The organism is Sphingomonas sp. GW821-FHT10F09 (assembly GCF_058809195.1).
Genome location: NZ_JBXASI010000001.1, coordinates 403,109 through 421,887, shown reverse-complemented (window position 1 = coordinate 421,887; position 18,779 = coordinate 403,109). Strand labels below are relative to the sequence as shown.

General features: G+C 67.9%; 19 protein-coding genes and 1 tRNA gene. 11 read left to right on the top strand and 9 right to left on the bottom strand.

The window, feature by feature from the left end:
• Positions 1 to 54: 54 nt before the first annotated feature.
• The 3 genes from fusA to rpsL all read right to left on the bottom strand — a co-directional run bounded on the left by fusA (position 55) and on the right by rpsL (position 3,163).
• Entirely contained in the window at positions 55 to 2,151 is a 2,097-nt protein-coding gene (gene fusA / locus AC1RTO_RS01960; RefSeq protein WP_293876804.1) for an elongation factor G, read from the bottom strand.
• An 83-nt stretch (positions 2,152 to 2,234) separates the two neighbouring features.
• Positions 2,235 to 2,705, bottom strand: a complete 471-nt coding sequence (rpsG, locus tag AC1RTO_RS01955) for a 30S ribosomal protein S7 (RefSeq protein ID WP_230629367.1) — start codon at positions 2,703 to 2,705, stop codon at positions 2,235 to 2,237.
• Positions 2,706 to 2,791: 86 nt separating this feature from the next.
• On the bottom strand, positions 2,792 to 3,163 hold the full coding sequence (gene rpsL / locus AC1RTO_RS01950) for a 30S ribosomal protein S12 (RefSeq protein ID WP_112381158.1): 372 nt from the start codon (positions 3,161 to 3,163) through the stop codon (positions 2,792 to 2,794).
• A gap of 292 nt (positions 3,164 to 3,455) precedes the next feature.
• On the opposite strand from rpsL, the gene AC1RTO_RS01945 reads away from it, so the two are divergent.
• The 8 genes from AC1RTO_RS01945 (at position 3,456) to AC1RTO_RS01910 (ending at position 7,389) form a co-directional block, all read left to right on the top strand.
• Positions 3,456 to 4,043 carry a hypothetical protein gene (locus tag AC1RTO_RS01945; RefSeq protein WP_493159269.1) on the top strand — a complete coding sequence of 196 codons (588 nt, stop codon included), beginning with the start codon at positions 3,456 to 3,458 and terminating at the stop codon, positions 4,041 to 4,043.
• Positions 4,044 to 4,143: 100 nt separating this feature from the next.
• A tRNA-Trp gene (locus tag AC1RTO_RS01940) sits at positions 4,144 to 4,219 on the top strand.
• Positions 4,220 to 4,298: 79 nt separating this feature from the next.
• Complete coding sequence (locus AC1RTO_RS01935) at positions 4,299 to 4,442, top strand: hypothetical protein (protein ID WP_293876794.1); 144 nt, start codon at positions 4,299 to 4,301, stop codon at positions 4,440 to 4,442.
• 191 nt (positions 4,443 to 4,633) lie between these two features.
• Positions 4,634 to 4,831, top strand: coding sequence for a preprotein translocase subunit SecE (secE, locus tag AC1RTO_RS01930; RefSeq protein ID WP_017979500.1), 198 nt, complete (start codon positions 4,634 to 4,636; stop codon positions 4,829 to 4,831).
• Positions 4,832 to 4,842: 11 nt separating this feature from the next.
• On the top strand, positions 4,843 to 5,379 hold the full coding sequence (gene nusG, locus AC1RTO_RS01925; RefSeq protein ID WP_037534189.1) for a transcription termination/antitermination protein NusG: 537 nt from the start codon (positions 4,843 to 4,845) through the stop codon (positions 5,377 to 5,379).
• 423 nt (positions 5,380 to 5,802) lie between these two features.
• Positions 5,803 to 6,180, top strand: a complete 378-nt coding sequence (locus AC1RTO_RS01920) for a VOC family protein (protein WP_493159268.1) — start codon at positions 5,803 to 5,805, stop codon at positions 6,178 to 6,180.
• A gap of 355 nt (positions 6,181 to 6,535) precedes the next feature.
• A complete protein-coding gene (locus tag AC1RTO_RS01915; RefSeq protein ID WP_493159267.1) occupies positions 6,536 to 6,994 on the top strand; it encodes a hypothetical protein in 459 nt (152 codons plus the stop codon).
• Between the two features lie 182 nt (positions 6,995 to 7,176).
• Complete coding sequence (locus AC1RTO_RS01910; RefSeq protein ID WP_493159266.1) at positions 7,177 to 7,389, top strand: VOC family protein; 213 nt, start codon at positions 7,177 to 7,179, stop codon at positions 7,387 to 7,389.
• Positions 7,390 to 7,559: 170 nt separating this feature from the next.
• Here the strand turns inward: AC1RTO_RS01910 and AC1RTO_RS01905 are convergent, their stop codons facing one another.
• The 4 genes from AC1RTO_RS01905 to AC1RTO_RS01890 all read right to left on the bottom strand — a co-directional run bounded on the left by AC1RTO_RS01905 (position 7,560) and on the right by AC1RTO_RS01890 (position 13,493).
• A complete protein-coding gene (locus tag AC1RTO_RS01905; protein WP_493159265.1) occupies positions 7,560 to 8,483 on the bottom strand; it encodes a hypothetical protein in 924 nt (307 codons plus the stop codon).
• 283 nt (positions 8,484 to 8,766) lie between these two features.
• Entirely contained in the window at positions 8,767 to 10,635 is a 1,869-nt protein-coding gene (locus AC1RTO_RS01900; RefSeq protein ID WP_493159264.1) for a CHASE4 domain-containing protein, read from the bottom strand.
• Positions 10,635 to 12,533 carry a putative bifunctional diguanylate cyclase/phosphodiesterase gene (locus AC1RTO_RS01895; protein ID WP_493159263.1) on the bottom strand — a complete coding sequence of 633 codons (1,899 nt, stop codon included), beginning with the start codon at positions 12,531 to 12,533 and terminating at the stop codon, positions 10,635 to 10,637. The genes AC1RTO_RS01900 and AC1RTO_RS01895 overlap by 1 nt, the downstream gene beginning before the upstream one ends.
• A gap of 48 nt (positions 12,534 to 12,581) precedes the next feature.
• Positions 12,582 to 13,493: an ROK family protein gene (locus AC1RTO_RS01890; protein ID WP_493160309.1), complete on the bottom strand. Its 912-nt coding sequence runs from the start codon at positions 13,491 to 13,493 to the stop codon at positions 12,582 to 12,584.
• A 175-nt stretch (positions 13,494 to 13,668) separates the two neighbouring features.
• Here AC1RTO_RS01890 and AC1RTO_RS01885 point away from each other — a divergent pair, with 175 nt between their 5' ends.
• Both AC1RTO_RS01885 and AC1RTO_RS01880 read left to right on the top strand, forming a co-directional pair.
• On the top strand, positions 13,669 to 13,986 hold the full coding sequence (locus tag AC1RTO_RS01885) for a hypothetical protein (protein ID WP_493159262.1): 318 nt from the start codon (positions 13,669 to 13,671) through the stop codon (positions 13,984 to 13,986).
• Entirely contained in the window at positions 13,976 to 14,542 is a 567-nt protein-coding gene (locus AC1RTO_RS01880; RefSeq protein WP_493159261.1) for a type II toxin-antitoxin system VapC family toxin, read from the top strand. Before AC1RTO_RS01885 ends, AC1RTO_RS01880 begins: the two co-directional genes overlap by 11 nt.
• A gap of 279 nt (positions 14,543 to 14,821) precedes the next feature.
• Here the strand turns inward: AC1RTO_RS01880 and glmS are convergent, their stop codons facing one another.
• On the bottom strand, positions 14,822 to 16,645 hold the full coding sequence (gene glmS, locus AC1RTO_RS01875; RefSeq protein ID WP_493159260.1) for a glutamine--fructose-6-phosphate transaminase (isomerizing): 1,824 nt from the start codon (positions 16,643 to 16,645) through the stop codon (positions 14,822 to 14,824).
• Position 16,646: 1 nt separating this feature from the next.
• A complete protein-coding gene (glmU, locus tag AC1RTO_RS01870; protein ID WP_493159259.1) occupies positions 16,647 to 17,999 on the bottom strand; it encodes a bifunctional UDP-N-acetylglucosamine diphosphorylase/glucosamine-1-phosphate N-acetyltransferase GlmU in 1,353 nt (450 codons plus the stop codon).
• A gap of 62 nt (positions 18,000 to 18,061) precedes the next feature.
• On the opposite strand from glmU, the gene AC1RTO_RS01865 reads away from it, so the two are divergent.
• A complete protein-coding gene (locus AC1RTO_RS01865; protein WP_493159258.1) occupies positions 18,062 to 18,766 on the top strand; it encodes an HAD-IA family hydrolase in 705 nt (234 codons plus the stop codon).
• Positions 18,767 to 18,779 lie beyond the last annotated feature (13 nt).

Here is an 18,779-nt window from a genome sequence, read left to right as displayed (position 1 = left end):
CCCCTCGTCCGGCCTTCGGTGTCTCGGGGCCAAGTCGCCTTAGCCCCGCGCACCTCAGGCGAGCTTCGCCTTCACCTCGTCAGCGACGTTCTGCGGCACTTCGTCATAGTGCGAGAACTGCATGCTGTACTGTGCACGGCCCTGGGTGAACGAGCGGAGCGCGTTCACATAGCCGAACATGTTCGCCAGCGGCACCATCGCCTCGACAGTCTGTGCGTTGCCGCGGCTGTCGGTGCCCTGGATCTGACCACGACGGCTGTTCATGTCGCCGATGACGTCGCCCAGATAGTCCTCCGGGGTGACGACCTCGACCTTCATGACCGGCTCGAGCAGCGTGATGCCCGACTTCTGTGCCGCTTCGCGCATCGCGCCACGGGCACAGATTTCGAACGCCAGCGCCGACGAGTCGACGTCGTGGTATGCGCCGTCGTACAGCAGGACTTCGAAATCGATGATCGGGAAGCCGACCAGCGAACCGGTTTCCGCGGTCTCGCGGAAGCCCTTCTCGATCGCAGGGATATATTCCTTGGGAATATTACCGCCCTTGATCTCGTCCTTGAACACGAAGCCGCTGCCACGCTCGCCCGGCGACAGCTTCACCTTGACGCGACCGAACTGGCCGGTGCCGCCCGACTGCTTCTTATGCGTATAGTCGATGTCGACCGGCTTCTTGAGGTATTCGCGATACGCCACCTGCGGCGCACCGACGTTCGCCTCGACCTTAAACTCGCGCTTCATGCGGTCGACCAGGATCTCGAGGTGGAGCTCGCCCATCCCCTTGATAATCGTCTGGCCGGATTCGGCGTCCGACGACACGCGGAACGACGGGTCCTCGCGGGCGAGGCGATTGAGCGCGACGCCCATCTTCTCCTGGTCGGCCTTGGTCTTCGGCTCCACCGACAGCTCGATCACCGGCTCGGGGAATTCCATCCGCTCGAGGATGATCGGGGCGTTCTGCGCGCAGAGCGTGTCACCGGTCGTGGTATCCTTCAGGCCGGCGAGAGCGACGATGTCGCCCGCGAAAGCCTCCTGGATGTCCTCACGGCTGTTCGCATGCATCAGCAGCATGCGACCGACCTTTTCCTTCTTGTCCTTCACCGAATTCTGGACCTGCGACGCCGCCTCGAGCTTGCCCGAATAGATGCGTGCGAAAGTCAGCGTGCCGACGAACGGATCGTTCATGATCTTGAACGCCAGCGCCGAGAACGGCTCGCTGTCGGAGGACGGACGCTCGTCCGGCGTTTCGCCGTCGAGCTTGACGCCCTTGATCGCCGGCACGTCGAGCGGGCTCGGCAGATAGTCGACCACCGCGTCGAGCAGCGGCTGGACGCCCTTGTTCTTGAACGCCGAACCGCACACAATCGGAACGAAGGCCATCTCGAGCGTACCCTTACGGATCAGCTTCTTGAGGTCGGCGACGCTCGGCTCGTTGCCCTCGAGATACGCTTCCATCAGCGCATCGTCCTGCTCGACGGCCATCTCGATCAGCTCGCTGCGATACTTGGCGGCCTTGTCGGCCATGTCCGCAGGAATGTCCTGATATTCGAACTTCGCGCCCAGCGACTCTTCGAGCCAGATGATCGCGCGGTTCTCAACTAGGTCGACGAGACCCTTGAAACCGCCCTCGATACCGATCGGAAGATACAGGACGGCCGGACGCGCGCCGAGACGCTCGATGATCGAATCGACGCAGAAGTAGAAGTCCGCACCGGTACGATCGAGCTTGTTGACGAAGCACATGCGCGGCACGCCGTACTTGTCAGCCTGACGCCACACGGTTTCCGACTGCGGCTCGACACCGGCGACGCCATCGAAGCACGCAACCGCGCCGTCAAGCACGCGCAGCGAACGCTCGACCTCGATGGTGAAATCAACGTGGCCCGGCGTATCGATGATGTTGATGCGGTGCTCGGGACCCTTGCCCTCTTCGGCCGACCAGAAGCAGGTCGTCGCGGCGGACGTGATCGTGATCCCGCGCTCCTGCTCCTGCTCCATCCAGTCCATCGTCGCGGTGCCTTCATGCACTTCGCCGATCTTGTAAGACTTACCGGTATAATAGAGGATGCGCTCGGTCGTGGTCGTCTTGCCGGCGTCGATGTGCGCCATGATGCCGATGTTGCGATAGCGATCGAGCGGATGGCTGCGGGCCATGATCGTGTTTCCTTAGCGATGTGGGGAGCGCAGCTTCCGCCGGCTCCCCACGATATAGGTTAAAGGTTTGGAGCTTCCAAGCCTTACCAGCGATAGTGGCTGAAGGCGCGGTTGGCTTCGGCCATGCGATGCGTGTCTTCGCGCTTCTTCACCGCATTGCCGCGGTTGTTGGCGGCGTCCATCAACTCGCCCGACAGGCGGGCGGCCATGGTGTTCTCGCTGCGGGCGCGGGCGGCAGTGATGAGCCAGCGGATCGCCAGTGCCTGGGCGCGCTCCGGACGAACCTCGACGGGGACCTGATAGGTCGCACCACCGACGCGGCGCGAACGCACTTCGATACCGGGCTTGATGTTGTTCAGCGCATCATGGAACACGCCGATCGGCTCGCGCTTGGCGCGCTGCTCGACGGTTTCCAGGGCACCGTAGACGATCAGTTCCGCGACAGACTTCTTGCCGTCCAGCATGACGGAATTCATGAACTTCGAGAGGACCTCATCACCGAACTTGGGATCGGGGAGGATGATACGCTTTTCCGGGCGACGACGACGTGCCATTTCAAAAACCTTTCTAACTTCAGCCTGACGGTCGAGCCTGTGTGCCAGATGTCCGACTTGCGTCGGTTGGCGGGAGGCCGACCGGCTTACTTCGGACGCTTGGCGCCGTACTTGGAGCGGGACTGGCGACGATCCTTGACGCCCTGCGTATCGAGCACGCCGCGCAGGACGTGGTAGCGGACGCCGGGAAGATCGCGCACACGGCCACCGCGGATCAGGACCACCGAGTGTTCCTGCAGGTTGTGGCCTTCACCCGGAATGTAGCTGATCACTTCGCGGCTGTTGGTCAGGCGGACCTTGGCCACCTTGCGCAGCGCCGAGTTCGGCTTCTTCGGGGTCGTCGTGTAGACGCGGGTGCAGACGCCGCGCTTCTGCGGGTTCTGCTCCATCGCAGGGACCTTGGACTTGGCCTTCTGCGGTTCGCGGCCCTTGCGGACCAGCTGGTTGATCGTTGGCATGAAGCCTTCACCTCGTGAATGGGTTACTTTGCTGGAGCCATCACAGCACTTCGGAATACAAAAAGGGACGTGGGCAGCGACACGCGCCACCCCGGCCCCACAACTTTGCATCCAGCAATGTTCAAGCTTGCCCACCGGATCACTCCGGCGAACGGGGCGGGCCTATACGCAGAGTCGCGCCAATGGTCAACGGGGCGGCCCCTTAACGCGGCCGCAACCGGACCGCGCGCATGACGCCGCGATGACGCCCATCTCGCGTTCTACCGCGCCTACCCCTCCTATCTCGCTCGTTGTGCCCGTTGTTGCGGGGGCAATGCTTGCGGTCTTGCTGCCGGGCGGGCGGTGGAGCGACGGCCTGGCCCTGCTTGCGTCGATCGCGGCGCTCTGCGCAGCACATGAAAGACGCACCGGCGTAATGATTGTGGCGGCGGGCCTGGCTGCCGGACTGGCGCCTGCAGGATTGCTGCTCGCGCCATTGTGCCTGGGCCTTGCGATGAAGCGTCGCGCAATACAGCTGTTGCCATATGCAGCGGTGACTGCGGCGCTCGCAAATATTGCGCTCCCGTGGCCCACACCGGCGCCGCCGCTTCCCAATCTCGTGGCGGTGGTCGCTACGTATCCCGATACTTTGGCCCTGAGCGCGGCAGTCGGTATCGGCATAGCCGCGTGGCTGGCGGCACGCGCGTCCGTCTCGACCCCAAGCGGGCTGATGCATGAAGCGCGATTGGGCGCGATCCTGATGGCGGGCGTGCTGCCATTACCAATGAGCGCCCTCGGTATCGTATTGATGCTTGCAGTCCTCCCCCTGCCTAAGCGACCGCGTCTCGATGCTGCCAATGACAATGTTCTTGGCCAGCGAACGATTCGACTTGCCGCCTGACACTCCCCGGTCCGCGAACAGCCGCGATTCAGGTTTCATCGTGATGCCACAAGAGCGACTTGCCCTTTCTTTTTGGGGGAGGTAGGGGGTGCGGCGCTGCAGGAGTGTAGCTCAGTTGGTAGAGCATCGGTCTCCAAAACCGAGGGCCCACGGTTCGAGTCCGTGCACTCCTGCCAGTATCGCGCGCCGGTACGCCCATGAAATTTTTGTCACGCGAGGCGATGACGCACGCGTCCGGGCTGCTATAGGCGGGCCATGGATGAGGCCACGCGATACACCCTTGTTTATGCGATCGTCGGAACGCTGCTGCTGATCGGCGTCCCCGCGCTGATCGTCCACCTGCGCCGCCGCAAACGCGAGAAGCTGCGCCGCCGCGGGATCAAGCGCTACGGCCATTGAGCCGCCCCGCCGACACCCCCGCGCACCGGCCCCGCGCACCGGCCTTGCGTTCGCCGCCCCGTACGGCTATCTGCGCAGGCCATCCGACAGCGAGGACGGGCCACGCCGGTTCCCCACCCCAGGGGAAGCGGCAGCGGTCTTATGCCTCGCGATCCGGTTTTCGTGATTCCAGCGGGTTTTGAGACAAAACAGTGGCGAAGACGACCCCCATCGAATTCATCCGCCAGGTTCAGGCCGAGACCAAGAAGGTCGTCTGGCCGACCCGGCGCGAAACGATCATGACGGGCGTCATGGTGGTCATCATGACGACCATCCTCGCGCTGTTCTTCCTGGGCGTCGACACGTTCTTCAACGCGGTCGTCCAGGCGCTGCTCAAGCTCGCGAAGTAAGGGTAGATCCAATGGCGCGCTGGTACATCATTCACGCCTATTCGGGCTTCGAGGGCAAGGTCCGCGACGCGATCATGGCCGAGGCGACGCGGCTCGGCCTCGAGCAGCTGGTCGAACAGATCGAGGTCCCGACCGAGACGGTGACCGAGGCCCGCCGCGGCAAGAAGATCGCGGTCGAGCGCAAGTTCATGCCCGGCTACGTCCTCGCCAAGCTCAACATGAACGACGACGTCTATCACCTCGTCAAGAACACGCCCAAGGTCACCGGCTTCCTCGGCAGCATGGGCAAGCCGCAGGCGATCAGCGAGGCCGAGGCCGCGCGCATGCTCAACAGCAAGGAAGAGGCGGCCGCCGCCCCCAAGACCAAGGTCAAGGTCGATTACGAGATCGGCGACGCGGTCAAGGTGCTGGAAGGCCCGTTCGCGAGCTTCAACGGCATCGTCGAGGAACTCGATTTCGACAAGTCGAAGGTCAAGGTGTCGGTGTCGATCTTCGGCCGCGCCACCCCGGTCGAACTCGATTTCGAACAGGTCGAACGCTCGAAGTAAGGCGCACGCGGCCGGCGGGACATCGCCGGCGCGGGCATCATCACTCAACCACAGGCAAGCCGGGGCGGCGACGCTCCGGTTTTCGTCGTGCGCGGTCGGGGCGTGCCGGCCGGATGCCCGATCGGGCAATCGGGTGACGGGGTCGCCCGTCGCGATCGGGTGCGCGCCGCCGCAGATCGTCATCGACGCATCGCCACGACAGGCGCGGCGCTGCCCGCGTCCACGCACGAGCACAGTTCGCGAAACGGCATTGCCGCTGCCCTTTGCGTGGATGTTGGCGCGGATCGGCGCGGGGGCCGACCGCGCTGAACGGCACCCTGAGCGACCAGCGTCCGGTGAGGACAGGGGCCTGCCTTATGGTTCGCGAAAGGACGGCATCACCGTTACAGGTCATGCGAGGCCCCGATCAGGATCACCGAACACATGCTGCATCATCTCTCTATCGCCGTCACCGATCTGGGTCGCGCAGCCGCCTTCTATGATGCGGCGCTGACGCCGCTGGGCTATGCCCGCGTCTTCACCGGCGATGAGGCCGTCGGCTATGGCTATCCCGGACAGGGGGACAAGCTGCTGCTGAACCTCGAGGACCGGGTGAACGTCCCCGGCGAGGGATTTCATCTGGCATTTGCCGCGTCCGAGCCGGATCATGTCGATCGCTTCCACGCGGCCGCGCTGCGCCATGGCGGACGCTGCAATGGGCCGCCGGGACCACGGCCCGACTATGGCGACCGTTACTATGCGGCGTTCGTGTTCGATCCGGATGGCTACCGGATCGAAGCGGTGATGAATCCGGCGCCGTAACGCCGGCTTTTGGCGCGGCACAAGGCGATGCCGAACGTGGCGTGAGCAGGTTGCGGGCCACCATGCAGCCTTTTTTCACAGGCGCGGCGGGTTGGCGTCCCGGCGTCCGGTACCGACCGGGTATTGCCTGCCGGATGCCCGATCAAGACTACCGGGTGACGGGGTCGCCCGTCGCGATCGGCGCACTCTGATGCGGCCAGCAATTCGACGGATCGCGTCATTGCCGATCCTCTTCGCCGCAAGGCCGTGCGTACAACCTTCCGATATCAGCAGCTTGTCTGGCGGATATTGACACCCGCACCCCAAGAGTTGTGCCTGCATACGGGTCCACGACAAGTTTCCGGAGTCGCGCACCATGCGGCTGGAAAGGGATATCGTGTCTCTTATGACTGTACGATCACGCCATCTTGCTGCCGGTCTGTTTCTGGCGTCTGCCGCGATGACGATCGCATCTCCAGCGGTGGCCAGCCCGGCCAGACCATCGATCGCCAACCCGGCCAGGGAACATATCCGTCTCGTTACGGGCAAAGCACTCCGCGAGCTGGTCGTGGGCTCGACGATGGAATTCGCCGACGCTCATCAACCGCCGACTACGTGGTACGTGTTCCGGGAAGACATGCGTTTCAGCTTTATAAGCAGGTTCGAGAACTGGGACTTTCAGGCTCCCTATCGGATCGAGAAGGATCGGGTCTGTATGTCCGTGCATTATCCGTTCTGCATCACGATATATAAAGACAAAGAAGGAAGATACTATTCCTCTTCGTCGGATGCCCGATTCCGGGACTTTCCATTGGTCCGGTTTCGTCGCAACTGAGGAATGGTCTTGTCGGCACGAATGCCGTTCTCTCTTCGATCACCTAGTCGACTGCCGGCGCGTGAAACCCCGGACGGGCTCGTGCCCGGCTGCTCGGGATCGCGCCTGTCGAGACGAGCCCGCCCTTTGCGCTCTTCCTCCTGCGCTCGGGCCTCGCGCTCGGCCTGTGGGGGAAGGACGGCGTGGAGCCGGCGCCGGTCGCGGGAGGGGGCGGCAGCGAGGTCGGCTTCCGGGTGGACGGCGCGGCACGGATCGACAGCATGCACGGGGATTGGCAGGCCAAAGGTGCGACCACCGCATTGCCGCCGACCGACCTCGACTTCGGGCGCAGCTTCGTCGCGCTCGATCCCGATGGACACGGGCTGCGCGTCTATGCGGTCGCGGAGGACATGTGAGCGGCGCGGGTCGCCTACCGGATCGCCGGTGCCCCGGCCGAGGCTGTTTGGCTCGGCCGATCGCGCGGGGCGGGAATACCGGGCGGGGTGTTCCCAATGGATCGCATTGCGAGAAACGGCGGATGTACGGATCGTGCCCGGCGGGACCTTGGGTGTCGGTTATGCCCCCCCTACCCGCCCCCGCCCTTCCAGTCCTCGATCCGCCAGCCGCCGGCGATGCCGTGTCCGGGGCGACGGGGCGTCCGGGCCGGGTCGGCCTTGCTCCAGCCGGTGACCTGGTCGAGCGCGGGGAGGATCGCGGGCGGGTGTTCGTGGGGGTCGCGGCGGGCGGGTTCGGCGAGCGCGGTGCGGGCGATCGCGTCGTCTTCGGCATCCCGGGCGCGTTCGGCCTGCCATTGCAGCGCCATGCGGGCGGATTGCTGGTCGCCGGTCTCGCCGCGGCGGCGCCGGTAGTCGGGACGGGTCGCCCACAGGCGGGCGGCCTTGTGGTGGAGGTTGAGCAGGTGGATGACGTGGTCGCCGGTGACCTGCGCGACCGGCGGCAAATCATTGTGGCGCCAGCCGTCGTCGCGCGCGGCGGCGACGTCGAAGCTGTCGAGCAAGGCACCCTCGACCCGGTCGTAGCCCCATTGCAGCGCGAGCCGCATCTCGCGGGCGAAGCCGGGGTTGGCCCGGGCACGGGCGTAGAAGGTGGCGTGGCTGAACCCCGCGGCGGCGGCGGACAGGCGGACGTTGGCGGTGGCGGACAAGGCGGCGAGGAACGCCTGTTCGGCGGCGCGGGTGAGCTGGCCCTTGCGGTGGGCGCGGAGCTGGAGCCGGCCGTTGCGGGTGCGGATCGCCCTGGGTTCGGGGACGGGTTCGGGGACGGGTTCGGCGGGTGACGCGTCGGCCGCGCGTTGCAGGCGGGCATGGGCGATGGCGAGCGCGGCGTCCCATTCGGCGGCGAAGGCGGGGTGCCGGGCGCGGCGTCGGGTGAACATCGCGCGGTGGACCCCCATCTCGCGCACGGCGGCGCGGACGTTGCCGGTGCGGCGGAGGATGGCGAGGAAGGCCGCGTTCTGCAGCGCCTGTGCGCGGGTAAAGGGTCTCGGCATGATTCGCATGGCGTGCGCCGGCCGATCCAACATTGGAAGAGGGCGCGGTGGGGGAAAGCACCGGATCGGAGCGGGCATGGCGAACGGCCGTGGCCGCGGGGCCGACGAACCTCGGCCGCCGTTCCGTCATGCCGCCCCCCGGCGGCCACCGTTGCGCAAGCGCGATGGACCTTCGGTGTGCGGAACCGTGGATCCCGGAACCCGTCCGGGGTGACGATGCGATGGGGCGGCCGTTGCGACCGCGAACCGCGCGCCGTCGCGTGGCGACCGGCGACCGGCGGCGTCAGGCGGCCTGTGCGATGGTGTGGGGCTGCGCGCCCCTGAGGGTGAGGACGGCGACCGCGCCCCTGCCCCGGCCCTCGCTCTCGAGGCGCAGGCTGCCGTCCATCGCGTTCATCGAATTGGCGCACCAGTGGAGGCCGAGGCCGCCCGATTTGTGCGCGCGGGTCGAGAAGCCGCGCTGGAACAGGGTCGCGCCGGTCGCGGCGTCGAAGCCCTCGCCGTCGTCACGGATGTGAACGACGACGCTGGTGCCGTTCTCGTACATGGTGACGCCGATCGAGCCGCTGTCGCGGCCGCTGGCGGCGATCGCCTCGGCGGCGTTGCCGAGCAGGTTGCCGATCACCTGGCTGAGGATGACGCGGTTGGCGAGCGCGTGGTGCGAGCCGGCGGGGAAGCTGAAGGCGATCGACGCGGCGTCGGAATAGCGCGCGATGGCGGCGTTGCGCGCGACGATCTCGCTGAGGTCGCAAACCTCCAACGTCGGGCGTTCGTGCGCCTGCTGCTGCTGCTGGCCGATGATTTCGAGCACGTGCGCCATCGCCTCGCGACCGACCTGCAATTCGCCGCGCATCGTCTCGCGGCCCTGCACCTCGGCGGCGAGCGCGGCGGTGACGAAGGCGGCGAGCTTGGCGCGGCGGCCGGGGGCGAGGTCGTCGCGGCCGAGCTCGGCAAGCGCGCGCTCGACGGTGGCGCGGTCGATCGGCGGCGCCTGGGCGATGCCGTGGCTGAGGATCGTGCTGATCGGGTTGAGCGCGTTGCGGACGTTGTGCATCACCGCGACCGCACTCTCGCTGCGGCCGAGCGCGAAGCTCTGCACCTCGATCTGTTCGCGCAGATCCTTGAGCTGCGAGAGCATCGCGTTGAGGCTGCGGCCGAGCGAGCCGAATTCGTCGCGGCGGCCGTCGTCGTCGAACAGCGCCATCGAGCCGGAGGCGCGGACGCGCTGCATGTGGCGCTCGACGCGCTGCAACGGGCCGAGCACCAGCCGCGCGATGACGCGGCGCAGGACGACGAGGACGATCAGCAGCAACAATGTCGAGCCGGCGACGGCGAGCAGCAGCATGCGGCGACCGAGCAGCGAGACGTCGCGGACGATGTGGAAGCGCGCGGCGGCGATCGCATGGCCGTCCGCGCCGGGGATCGGCACCGCGATCCCCATCGTGTTGCGGCCGGGCACGACCCCCTCGCGGTCGCCGGTCGCCGCGAGATCGATGCGCGCGTCGAGCTGGAGCAGGTCGGAGATCTGGCGCGAGGTGATCTGGCGCGCCATCAGCACATAGCCGCGCGGCGTGCCGGTGCCGTCGGAGCGGCGGACCTGCGCGACGCCGACCGCGGCGACGGTCGATCCGAGCCGGGCGTAGACATGGCCGGAATTGCCGGCGCCGACGATGCGGGCGAGATCGGTGCGGGTGGCGAGGCGGACCATCGCCGCGCGCAGGTCGGCCCGTTCGCGGCCGGTCGCCGCGTCGAGCCAGCGGGCGATCTGGACGCGGCCGTCGAGGCGGACATAGGCCATGCCCTGCACGCCGAGGTTGGTCATCGCGAGCGGCGAGAAGCTGTCGCGTTCGAACGCCGCCGATTGCGCCGAGGAGGGCGCGCCCATGTAGGCGTAGCTCTGCGTCCAGTCGCCATAGTCGCGGACGGCATTCTCGACCTTCGCGGCATATTCGCCGAGCGCGGCGCGGGTGCGCTCGACATGGCCGTCGATCGCCTTGGTTTCCAGCGCGCTGAAGCTGGGAGTGATGACGCCGGCGAGCAGCAGAGTGATGCCGAGCGCGCCGGCGACGCCGACCACGGTCAGGATCAGCACCAGCTTGGCGCCGAGCGAGGCGGGGCCGCGGAACCAGGCCCGGGGCCGGGCGCGACGCATCAGCCGTGCGTCCCGGTGCCCGGCTGCGGCTGCGTCAGGTCGCTGCCCAGGAAGCGCTGCGCGGCGAGTTCGACCGCGAGGTCCGGCGCGACCGGGCGCGAGAAATAATAGCCCTGCAGGTGGCTGGCGCCGGCGAGGCGGAGCGCCTGTACCTGCGCCGCGGTCTCGACCCCCTCCGCGATCACCTCCAGCCCCAGGGCGCGGCCGAGGTGGATGATCGAATGGACGATCGCCGCGCTTTCGCGCTCGCGGCCCATGCCGTCGATGAAGCTGCGGTCGATCTTGAGACTGTCGAGCGCGAACTTGCGGATGTTGTAGAGGCTGGAATAGCCGGTGCCGAAATCGTCGAGCGCGATGCGGAAGCCCATCTGGCGCAGCTTGTAGAGCGTTTCGGCGGCGCGTTCGGCGTCGTCGAAGATCGCGGTCTCGGTGATCTCGATCTGGACGCGGCCGGGCAGCACGCCGGCGCGCTGGACGCTTTCCATGATATGGCCGACGAAATTGCTGCGGCGGAACTGGCGCGGCGAGAAATTGACCGAGACATATTGGTCGGGGAAGCGCTGCACCATGGTCAGCGCGGCATCGAGGATCCAGTCGCCGAGTTCGTGGATGACGTTCGATTCCTCGGCGATCGGGATGAAGGTCGCCGGGCTGATCGGGCCATATTCCTCGGTGTTCCAGCGCACCAGCGCCTCGAAACCGATCACCTCCATCTCGCTGCGGCTGACGATCGGCTGGTAGACGAGGCTGAGCTCGCCCTTGTCGATCGCCTGCGCGAGGCCCTGTTCGATGCGGCGGCGGAAGCGGATGCCCTCGTCCATGCTCTCGTCGAAGACGCGGGTGACGCCGCGGCCGGCGCGCTTGGCGTCGTTGAGCGCGAGGTCGGCGCGGCGCAGCGCGTCGATCGGGTCGCAGTCCGCGCCCTCGACGACGACGACGCCGCCGGAGGCGCCGCTCTGCACCGAATTGCCGAACACCTGATGCGTGCCGGCGCAGGCGGCGACGATGCGGTCGCAGGCCATCGCCGCGGCCTCTTCCCCCGGGGTGTCGAACAGGATGCCGAATTCGTCGCCGCCGAGCCGCGCGACGATCGCGCCGGCGGGCGCCTGCGCCTGCAGGATGCCGCAGACCTCGCGGATCAGCGCGTCGCCCGCCAGATGGCCGAGCGTGTCGTTGACGATCTTGAACCGGTCGAGATCGAACATCGCGGTGGCGAACAGGCCGGGGCGCCGGGCGCGTTCGCCGAGCGCGCGCAGGAAGGCGAGCCGGTTGGGCGCGTCGGTGAGCGAATCGTGCGTCGCCATGTGGATCGCGCGGCTTTCGTTGGCGGCGAGTTCCGCGCTCTGTTCCTCGAGCTGGACGATCTGGGCGGCGAGCTGCGCGCGGGCGGCGGCGAGTTCGCGGTCGACCTGCCAGCGGTGCGCGAGCGCGGTGGCGGTCTGCACCACCTCGGCGACCTCGAACGGTTTGGCGATGTAGAAGATCTTGTCGGCGGGGCCGGCGACCTTGCTGATCTCGAGCGGGGAGAAGTCGGAATAGCCGGTGACGATGACGAGGTTGATCTCGGGATCGAGCGCGCGGATGCGGCGCGCGGTCTCGCGGCCGTCGATCCCCGGCGGCATGCGCACGTCGATGAAGGCGACCGCATAGGGCGTGCCGGCGGCGCGCGCAGCCTCGACCGCGGCGACCGCGTCCAGACCCTGATGGCAGTGCGTCAGGTCGAAGCGTTCGCCGTCATCGACCGCATCCGGCGCGTCGTCGCCGAACAGCTCCGCCGCCATCGCGCCGAGCGCATCCTCCGCCACGCCGCGCTGGCCCCCGAAGCTGCGGGCGTAGCTGTCGTGCATCGCCGGCTCGTCGTCGACGATCAGCAGGCGCTTCGGGGCAACGGCGATCATGGCGGCATACTTCCCTCAGATGGTTGACGAGGGCGTAAGCAGACACGGTTAAAGGGTCGTAAACGTCTTCAGCTGCCCTTCGAGCGCCTGCGCGCCGAGCACGATCGCGCCGAGCGGTCCGGCGTTGCCGCCAAGCGCAGGCGGGACGACGAAGCCGGGCTCGGTGATCTCGGGCAGCGCGATATAGCCGGCGAGGCTCTTGACCATCGCGGCGCGGACGCGGGGGAAGAGGTGGTCGTTGCCGACCATCACGCCGCCGCCCATGACGATGCGGCGCGGTACGCCGGTGAGCACCAGAGTATGGCACAATTGGCCGAGGACGTGGGCGACCGGATCCCAGACGGGATCGTCGGCGGCGATATCCTCGCCCTTCTTGCCCGCGCGCGCGCCGATCGCGGGACCGGCGGCGAGCCCTTCGAGGCAGCCGCCGTGGAACGGGCAGACGCCCATCCAGTCGTCGCCGGCGAGGCGATCGGGGCGGATATGGCCGAATTCGCTGTGGGTCAGCCCGTCGACGGGCAGGCCGCCGGCGATCAGGCCGACGCCGATGCCGGTCCCGACGGTCGCATAGGCGATGTCGCGCAGCCCCCTGGCGGCGCCCCAGCGCGCCTCGGCGAGCGCGGCGCCGACCACGTCGGTGTGGAAGCCGGTCGGCACGTCGTAGCGCGCGGCGAGCCGTTTGGCGACGTCGGTCCCGGCCCAGTGCGGCTTGGGCGTCGAGGTGATGTGGCCGTAATCGGCGGACTCATGGTCGATCGAGATCGGGCCGAAGCTGGCGATGCCGAGCGCGTCGAACGCGCCCCAGCCGTCGAGCACGCCCTCGATCCCGGCGAGCGTTTCCTCGGGCCGGGTGGTCGGCAGCTGCACCCGGTCCTCGATCGCGTCGGGCCCGCGCGCCAGCAGACAGACGATCTTCGTCCCGCCCAATTCGATGCCGGCTACCAACGGGGGGACGCTCACCACGATCTTGTTCTCCTTCGGGCGGGGTGGTTAGCGGAGAATGGACGGTTTTGCGAGAGCGCTAACGTGGCGCAGATACGCCCTGTCGGGCCGGGCAAAACGGCGGCAGACGCAGCGCGTTGTCGTGTCATTCAAAATCGACTATATGTCATACGTCGGCGCATGGGAGGCAGGCATGGCTACGGAACGGACGGAGGAATCGCCCCGCGGCACGACGCGCCGGAAGGGCATTGCCGATGCTGCGATGAGCCAGCGCGTCAACGCCACGCTGACGACGGCCGCCGCCACCGGGCTGACCGCGGGCCGGAAGGGCAAGCAATTGTCGGGCCGCGTACATGAGACGCTGTTCGAGGCCGCCGCCGCCAGATCCGGCCTGCGCGGTACGGAACTGATCGATTATGCGCTGGCCAAGGTCGCGCTCGAAGACGACTTCGCCGACCGGCTGATCGCGTTGAAGGGATCGATCCCCAAGGACGTGGACCTTGGCGCTTGACCTTGCGGGTGCCCTGCGCCGGCTGAAACCGGAGAAGCGGACCCAGCCACTGGTTCGCCGACCGGACGGGGCACTTGATTTCGTCGATGACGCGGCGCTGGCCGGACCGCCGCTGCTGCTCGATACCACCGTCTATATCGACGTCCTTCAGGACCGTGCGCCACCTGCGCTGGACGATCTGCTGCGCGTACGGCAGGTGACCCATTCGTCCGTGGCGATCGGCGAGCTGGTGCATCCTTTCGGGCGGCTCGATCCGGCGCATCCGGGCACCGGTGCGGTCCTCGGCGCGATCCGCACGGCGATCGAGAGCATCCCCGCCCACCGCCTGTCCACGCCGAGCGTTCAGGCTGTTGCCGAGGCCGGCATCGTCACCGGCGTCGTCGCCCGGCTGCGCGACCTGCCCCGGACGGACCGCCAGCCGTTCATGAACGATGCGACGCTGTTCCTGCAGGCGCTGGAGAACGGTGCCGTGCTGCTCTCCCGGAACATCGGCGACATGGACCTGATCGAGCAGCTGGTGCCGTCCGGACGCGTGCTCTTCTATCGGCAGGTCTGATCGGTCGCCCCTGCGCTCGGGGTACGGGCGTGAGAGCGATATGGTGCGCGCAGAGGCGCGGAGGGCGCGGAGGGGGTGCGTTTGCGGCATCGGCTGACGCCTGCGACCCGGCGTCGCGATGACGGGATCGCGCTGTCGCGCGGGATAGGGCTCTGCGTCCTCCGCGCCTCTGCGTGAAAGCATATCGGTGAGGCGGTCCGTGGAGGGACGTTGCGCTGCTTCGCTGGCCTGCCCGTCCTCTGCCCCTCCCGTCCGGGGAGGGGCGTGACGGCGGGCCGGTTACTCCACCGTCACCGACTTGGCGAGGTTGCGGGGCTGGTCGACGTCGGTGCCTTTGGCGACGGCGACGTGATAGGCGAGCAGCTGGACCGGGACCGCATAGACCAGGGGTGCGATCAGCGGGTGGACCTTGGGCATGGTGATCGTGGCGATGCAATTCTCGCCCGCCGCCTGGATGCCGTCATAGTCGCTGATGAGCACGACCTTGCCGCCGCGGGCCTGCACCTCCTGCATGTTGCTGACGGTCTTGTCGAACAGCGGGCCTGACGGCGCGATGACGATGACGGGGACGTTTTCGTCGATCAGCGCGATCGGGCCGTGCTTCATCTCGCCGGCGGCATAGCCCTCGGCGTGGATGTAGCTGATCTCCTTGAGCTTGAGCGCCCCCTCCAGCGCCAGCGGATAGTCGGTGCCGCGGCCGAGGTAGAGGACGTCGCGCGCGCTGGCGATGACGCCGGCCATCGCCTCGATCGATTCGTCATAGGCGAGCGCGCCGTTGAGCGCGGCGGGCGCCTCGGCGAGGTGGCGGACGATCTCGCGCTCCTCGCCGTCCTTGAACTTGCCCTTGGCGCGGGCGAGGTTGGCGGCGAGCGCGGCGAGGACGGCGAGCTGGCAGGTGAACGCCTTGGTGCTGGCGACGCCGATCTCCGGCCCGGCATGCGTCGGCAGCAGCAGGTCCGCCTCGCGCGCCATGCTGCTGGTCGGCACGTTGACCACCGCGGCGATCGTCTGCCCCTCCGCCTTGGCATGGCGCAATGCGGCGAGCGTGTCGGCGGTCTCGCCCGACTGGCTGATGACGATCATCAGCCCGCCCGGCTCCATCACCGGCGCGCGATAGCGGAATTCGGAGGCGACATCGATGTCGACCGGCACGCGCGCGAACTGTTCGAACCAGTATTTGGCGACCATGCCGGCGTAATAGCTGGTGCCGCAGGCGACGATGGTGACGCGCTTGATCCCGGCGAGATCGAAATCGGGGATCGGCAGCGTTACCCGCTCCTCCATCCGCTGGAGGTAGGAGCGCAGCGTCTGCGCGACGACGATCGGCTGTTCGTAGATCTCCTTCAGCATGTAATGGCGGTGGTTGCCCTTGCTGACGAGTTCGCCGGTGATGCCGGAGATGGTGACCGGCCGCTCGACCGGCCGGTTGTCGCGATCGTAGACCTGCGCGCCCTCGGTGGTGCAGACGACCCAGTCGCCCTCGTCGAGATAGGCGATACGCTGGGTCAGCGGCGCGAGTGCGAGCGCGTCCGAGCCGAGATAGGTCTCGCCGTCGCCATGGCCGACGACCAGCGGCGAGCCGAGCCGCGCGCCGACCAGCAGTTCGGGATGCTTGCGGAACAGGATGGCGAGCGCGAAGGCGCCGTGGAGGCGCGGCAGCACCTCGCGCACAGCGGCGACGGGCTCGATCCCCGCCTCGACCTTTTCGCTGATGAGATGCGCGACGACCTCGGTATCCGTCTCGCTGGTGAAGACGCGGCCGCGGGCGATCAGTTCGTCGCGGAGCGGCTTGAAGTTCTCGATGATGCCGTTGTGGACCACCGCGACCTCTTCGGTGGCGTGCGGATGCGCGTTGTTGGTGGTCGGGCCGCCATGCGTCGCCCAGCGGGTGTGCGCGATGCCGGTGGTGCCGGGCAGCGGCGCGGCGGCGAGTTCCTTCGTCAGGTTGACGAGCTTGCCCGAGGCGCGGCGGCGCTCGATCCGGCCGTCATGGTCGGTGGCGATGCCCGCCGAATCGTAGCCGCGATATTCGAGCCGCTTCAGGCCGTCGAGCAGCCGGTCGGCGACGTCTTCGGTGCCGATGATTCCCACGATTCCGCACATGTTACTGCTTGTCCTTCTTCGCGCGCATCCGGGCGCGGAATTGCGTGGCCCAGCCGGATTTGGCGACCTGCGGCGGGCGGACGAGCGCGAGCGCACCCGCCTCGACGTCCTGCGTCAGCACCGATCCGGCGGCGACGATCGCGCCCTCGCCGACCGTCACCGGCGCGACGAGCGCGGAATTGGAGCCGATGAACGCGCCCGCGCCGATCGTCGTCCGGTATTTGAAGAACCCGTCGTAATTGCAGGTGATCGTGCCGGCGCCGATGTTCGCCTTTGCCCCGACCTCGGCATCGCCGATGTAGGAGAGGTGGTTGACCTTGGCGCCCTCGCCCAGCGTCGCCTTCTTCATCTCGACGAAATTGCCGACCTTGGAGCCCGCACCGAGCGTCGCGCCGGGACGCAGGCGGGCATAGGGGCCGACCTCCGCACCCGTGCCGATGGTGGCGCCCTCGATATGGCTGAAGGCGTGGATGGTGACGCCGTCGGCGACGGTGACGCCGGGGCCGAAGACGACGTTGGGTGCGATCACCACGTCGCGGCCGAGGCGCGTGTCGTGGCTGAACCAGACGGTGTCGGGGGCGATCAGCGTAGCACCGTCGGCCATCGCCTGTGCGCGCCGCGCCGCCTGCCAGCCGGCCTCGACCGCCGCCAGCTCGCCGCGGCTGTTGATGCCGGCGACCTCGTCCTCGCCCGTCTCGATGCATACCGCGCGGCCGCCCTCGGCGATCGCCAGCGTCACCACGTCGGGAAGGTAATATTCGCCCGCGGCATTGTCGTTGCCGACCGCCTCGAGCAGGCGCCACAGGTCGCGGGTGCGGACCGCGGTGACGCCCGAATTGCACAGGTCGACCGCGCGCTCCGCCTCGGTCGCATCCTTGTATTCGACCATCTTGGCGATCGTGCCGTCGGCGCCGGCGATGACGCGGCCATAGGCGCGCGCGTCGGCGGGGCGGAAGCCGAGCACCGCGACGGTCGGCGCATCCGCCGCATCGAGCCGCGCCGCGAGCCGCGCGACGGTGTCGGTGGCGAGCAGCGGCGTATCGCCGAAACAGACGATGGCGATGCCGTCGAACCCGGCGAGTGCCGCCTTCGCCTGCAGCGCCGCATGCGCGGTGCCGAGCTGTTCGCGCTGCCACGCGATCTCCACCCCGGTCGCGGCGACGGCGGCCTCGACCTGTTCGCCCGACGCGCCGACGACGACGACGCGGCGGGTCGCGCCGGCGCGGTTCAGGCTGTCGATCAGGTGGAGCAGCATCGGCCGCCCGGCGACGGGATGCAGGACCTTGTGCAGGTCGGACTTCATCCGCGTGCCTTTACCCGCGGCGAGGATGATGACGGCAAGAGGATCGCTCATGGCCCCATCGCCTGCCATGGAAGTCTTGCCATTTCCATAGGTAGCCGTCACCGCGCGCGGTTATGACGCAGAATTCATCGCCCCGTTCGCCGTTCGACATCGTCGGATTCGACCTCGACGGCACGCTGCTGGACACCAGCGGCGACCTGGCCGCGGCGGTCAACCATGCGCTCGCCTCGGTGGGGCGGCCGGCGCTGGGCGTCGAGGCGGTCAAGCCGATGATCGGCGGCGGCGCGCGGCATATGCTGGCGCAGGGCATGGCGGCGACCGGCGGCTGCGACGAGGCGACGCTGGACGTGCTGCACCGGCGGCTGCTCGCTTATTACGAGGAGCATATCGCGGTGCTGACCCGGCCCTATCCGGACGCGCTGGCGACACTCGACGCGCTGGCGGCGCGCGGTGCGCGGATCGGAATCGTTACCAACAAGCTGGAGGCGCTGGCGCGCAAGGTGCTGGATGCACTGGACCTGACCGGGCGGTTCGCCTGTATCATCGGTGGCGACACGATGGGACCGGGCAACGCCAAGCCGAGCCCCAAGCCGATCTACGAGATGCTGGCGCGGTGCGGCGGCGGCACGGCGGCGTTCGTCGGCGATTCGATCTTCGACATCCGCGCCGGACAGGCGGCGGGGTTGCCGACGGTGGCCTGCTCGTTCGGCTTCCTGATGCAGCCGGTCGCCGAGCTGGGGGCAGATACGGTCATCGACGGCTATGGCGAGCTGATCCCGGCGCTGGAGCGGCTGGCGGCGGCGCGGGGCGACGAATAGGCGATTTCTGGTT

Bases quoted from the DNA above. Each gene is read 5' to 3' on its own strand.
- AC1RTO_RS01905 (WP_493159265.1), bottom strand. From the start codon at position 8,483: ATGCCGAGACCCTTTACCCGCGCACAGGCGCTGCAGAACGCGGCCTTC.
- AC1RTO_RS01915 (WP_493159267.1), top strand. From the start codon at position 6,536: ATGCGGCTGGAAAGGGATATCGTGTCTCTTATGACTGTACGATCACGC.
- AC1RTO_RS01865 (WP_493159258.1), top strand. From the start codon at position 18,062: ATGACGCAGAATTCATCGCCCCGTTCGCCGTTCGACATCGTCGGATTC.
- AC1RTO_RS01900 (WP_493159264.1), bottom strand. From the start codon at position 10,635: ATGCGTCGCGCCCGGCCCCGGGCCTGGTTCCGCGGCCCCGCCTCGCTC.
- AC1RTO_RS01920 (WP_493159268.1), top strand. From the start codon at position 5,803: ATGCTGCATCATCTCTCTATCGCCGTCACCGATCTGGGTCGCGCAGCC.
- glmS (WP_493159260.1), bottom strand. From the start codon at position 16,645: ATGTGCGGAATCGTGGGAATCATCGGCACCGAAGACGTCGCCGACCGG.
- nusG (WP_037534189.1), top strand. From the start codon at position 4,843: ATGGCGCGCTGGTACATCATTCACGCCTATTCGGGCTTCGAGGGCAAG.
- AC1RTO_RS01895 (WP_493159263.1), bottom strand. From the start codon at position 12,533: ATGATCGCCGTTGCCCCGAAGCGCCTGCTGATCGTCGACGACGAGCCG.
- rpsG (WP_230629367.1), bottom strand. From the start codon at position 2,705: ATGGCACGTCGTCGTCGCCCGGAAAAGCGTATCATCCTCCCCGATCCC.
- AC1RTO_RS01935 (WP_293876794.1), top strand. From the start codon at position 4,299: ATGGATGAGGCCACGCGATACACCCTTGTTTATGCGATCGTCGGAACG.
- glmU (WP_493159259.1), bottom strand. From the start codon at position 17,999: ATGAGCGATCCTCTTGCCGTCATCATCCTCGCCGCGGGTAAAGGCACG.
- AC1RTO_RS01885 (WP_493159262.1), top strand. From the start codon at position 13,669: ATGGCTACGGAACGGACGGAGGAATCGCCCCGCGGCACGACGCGCCGG.
- rpsL (WP_112381158.1), bottom strand. From the start codon at position 3,163: ATGCCAACGATCAACCAGCTGGTCCGCAAGGGCCGCGAACCGCAGAAG.
- fusA (WP_293876804.1), bottom strand. From the start codon at position 2,151: ATGGCCCGCAGCCATCCGCTCGATCGCTATCGCAACATCGGCATCATG.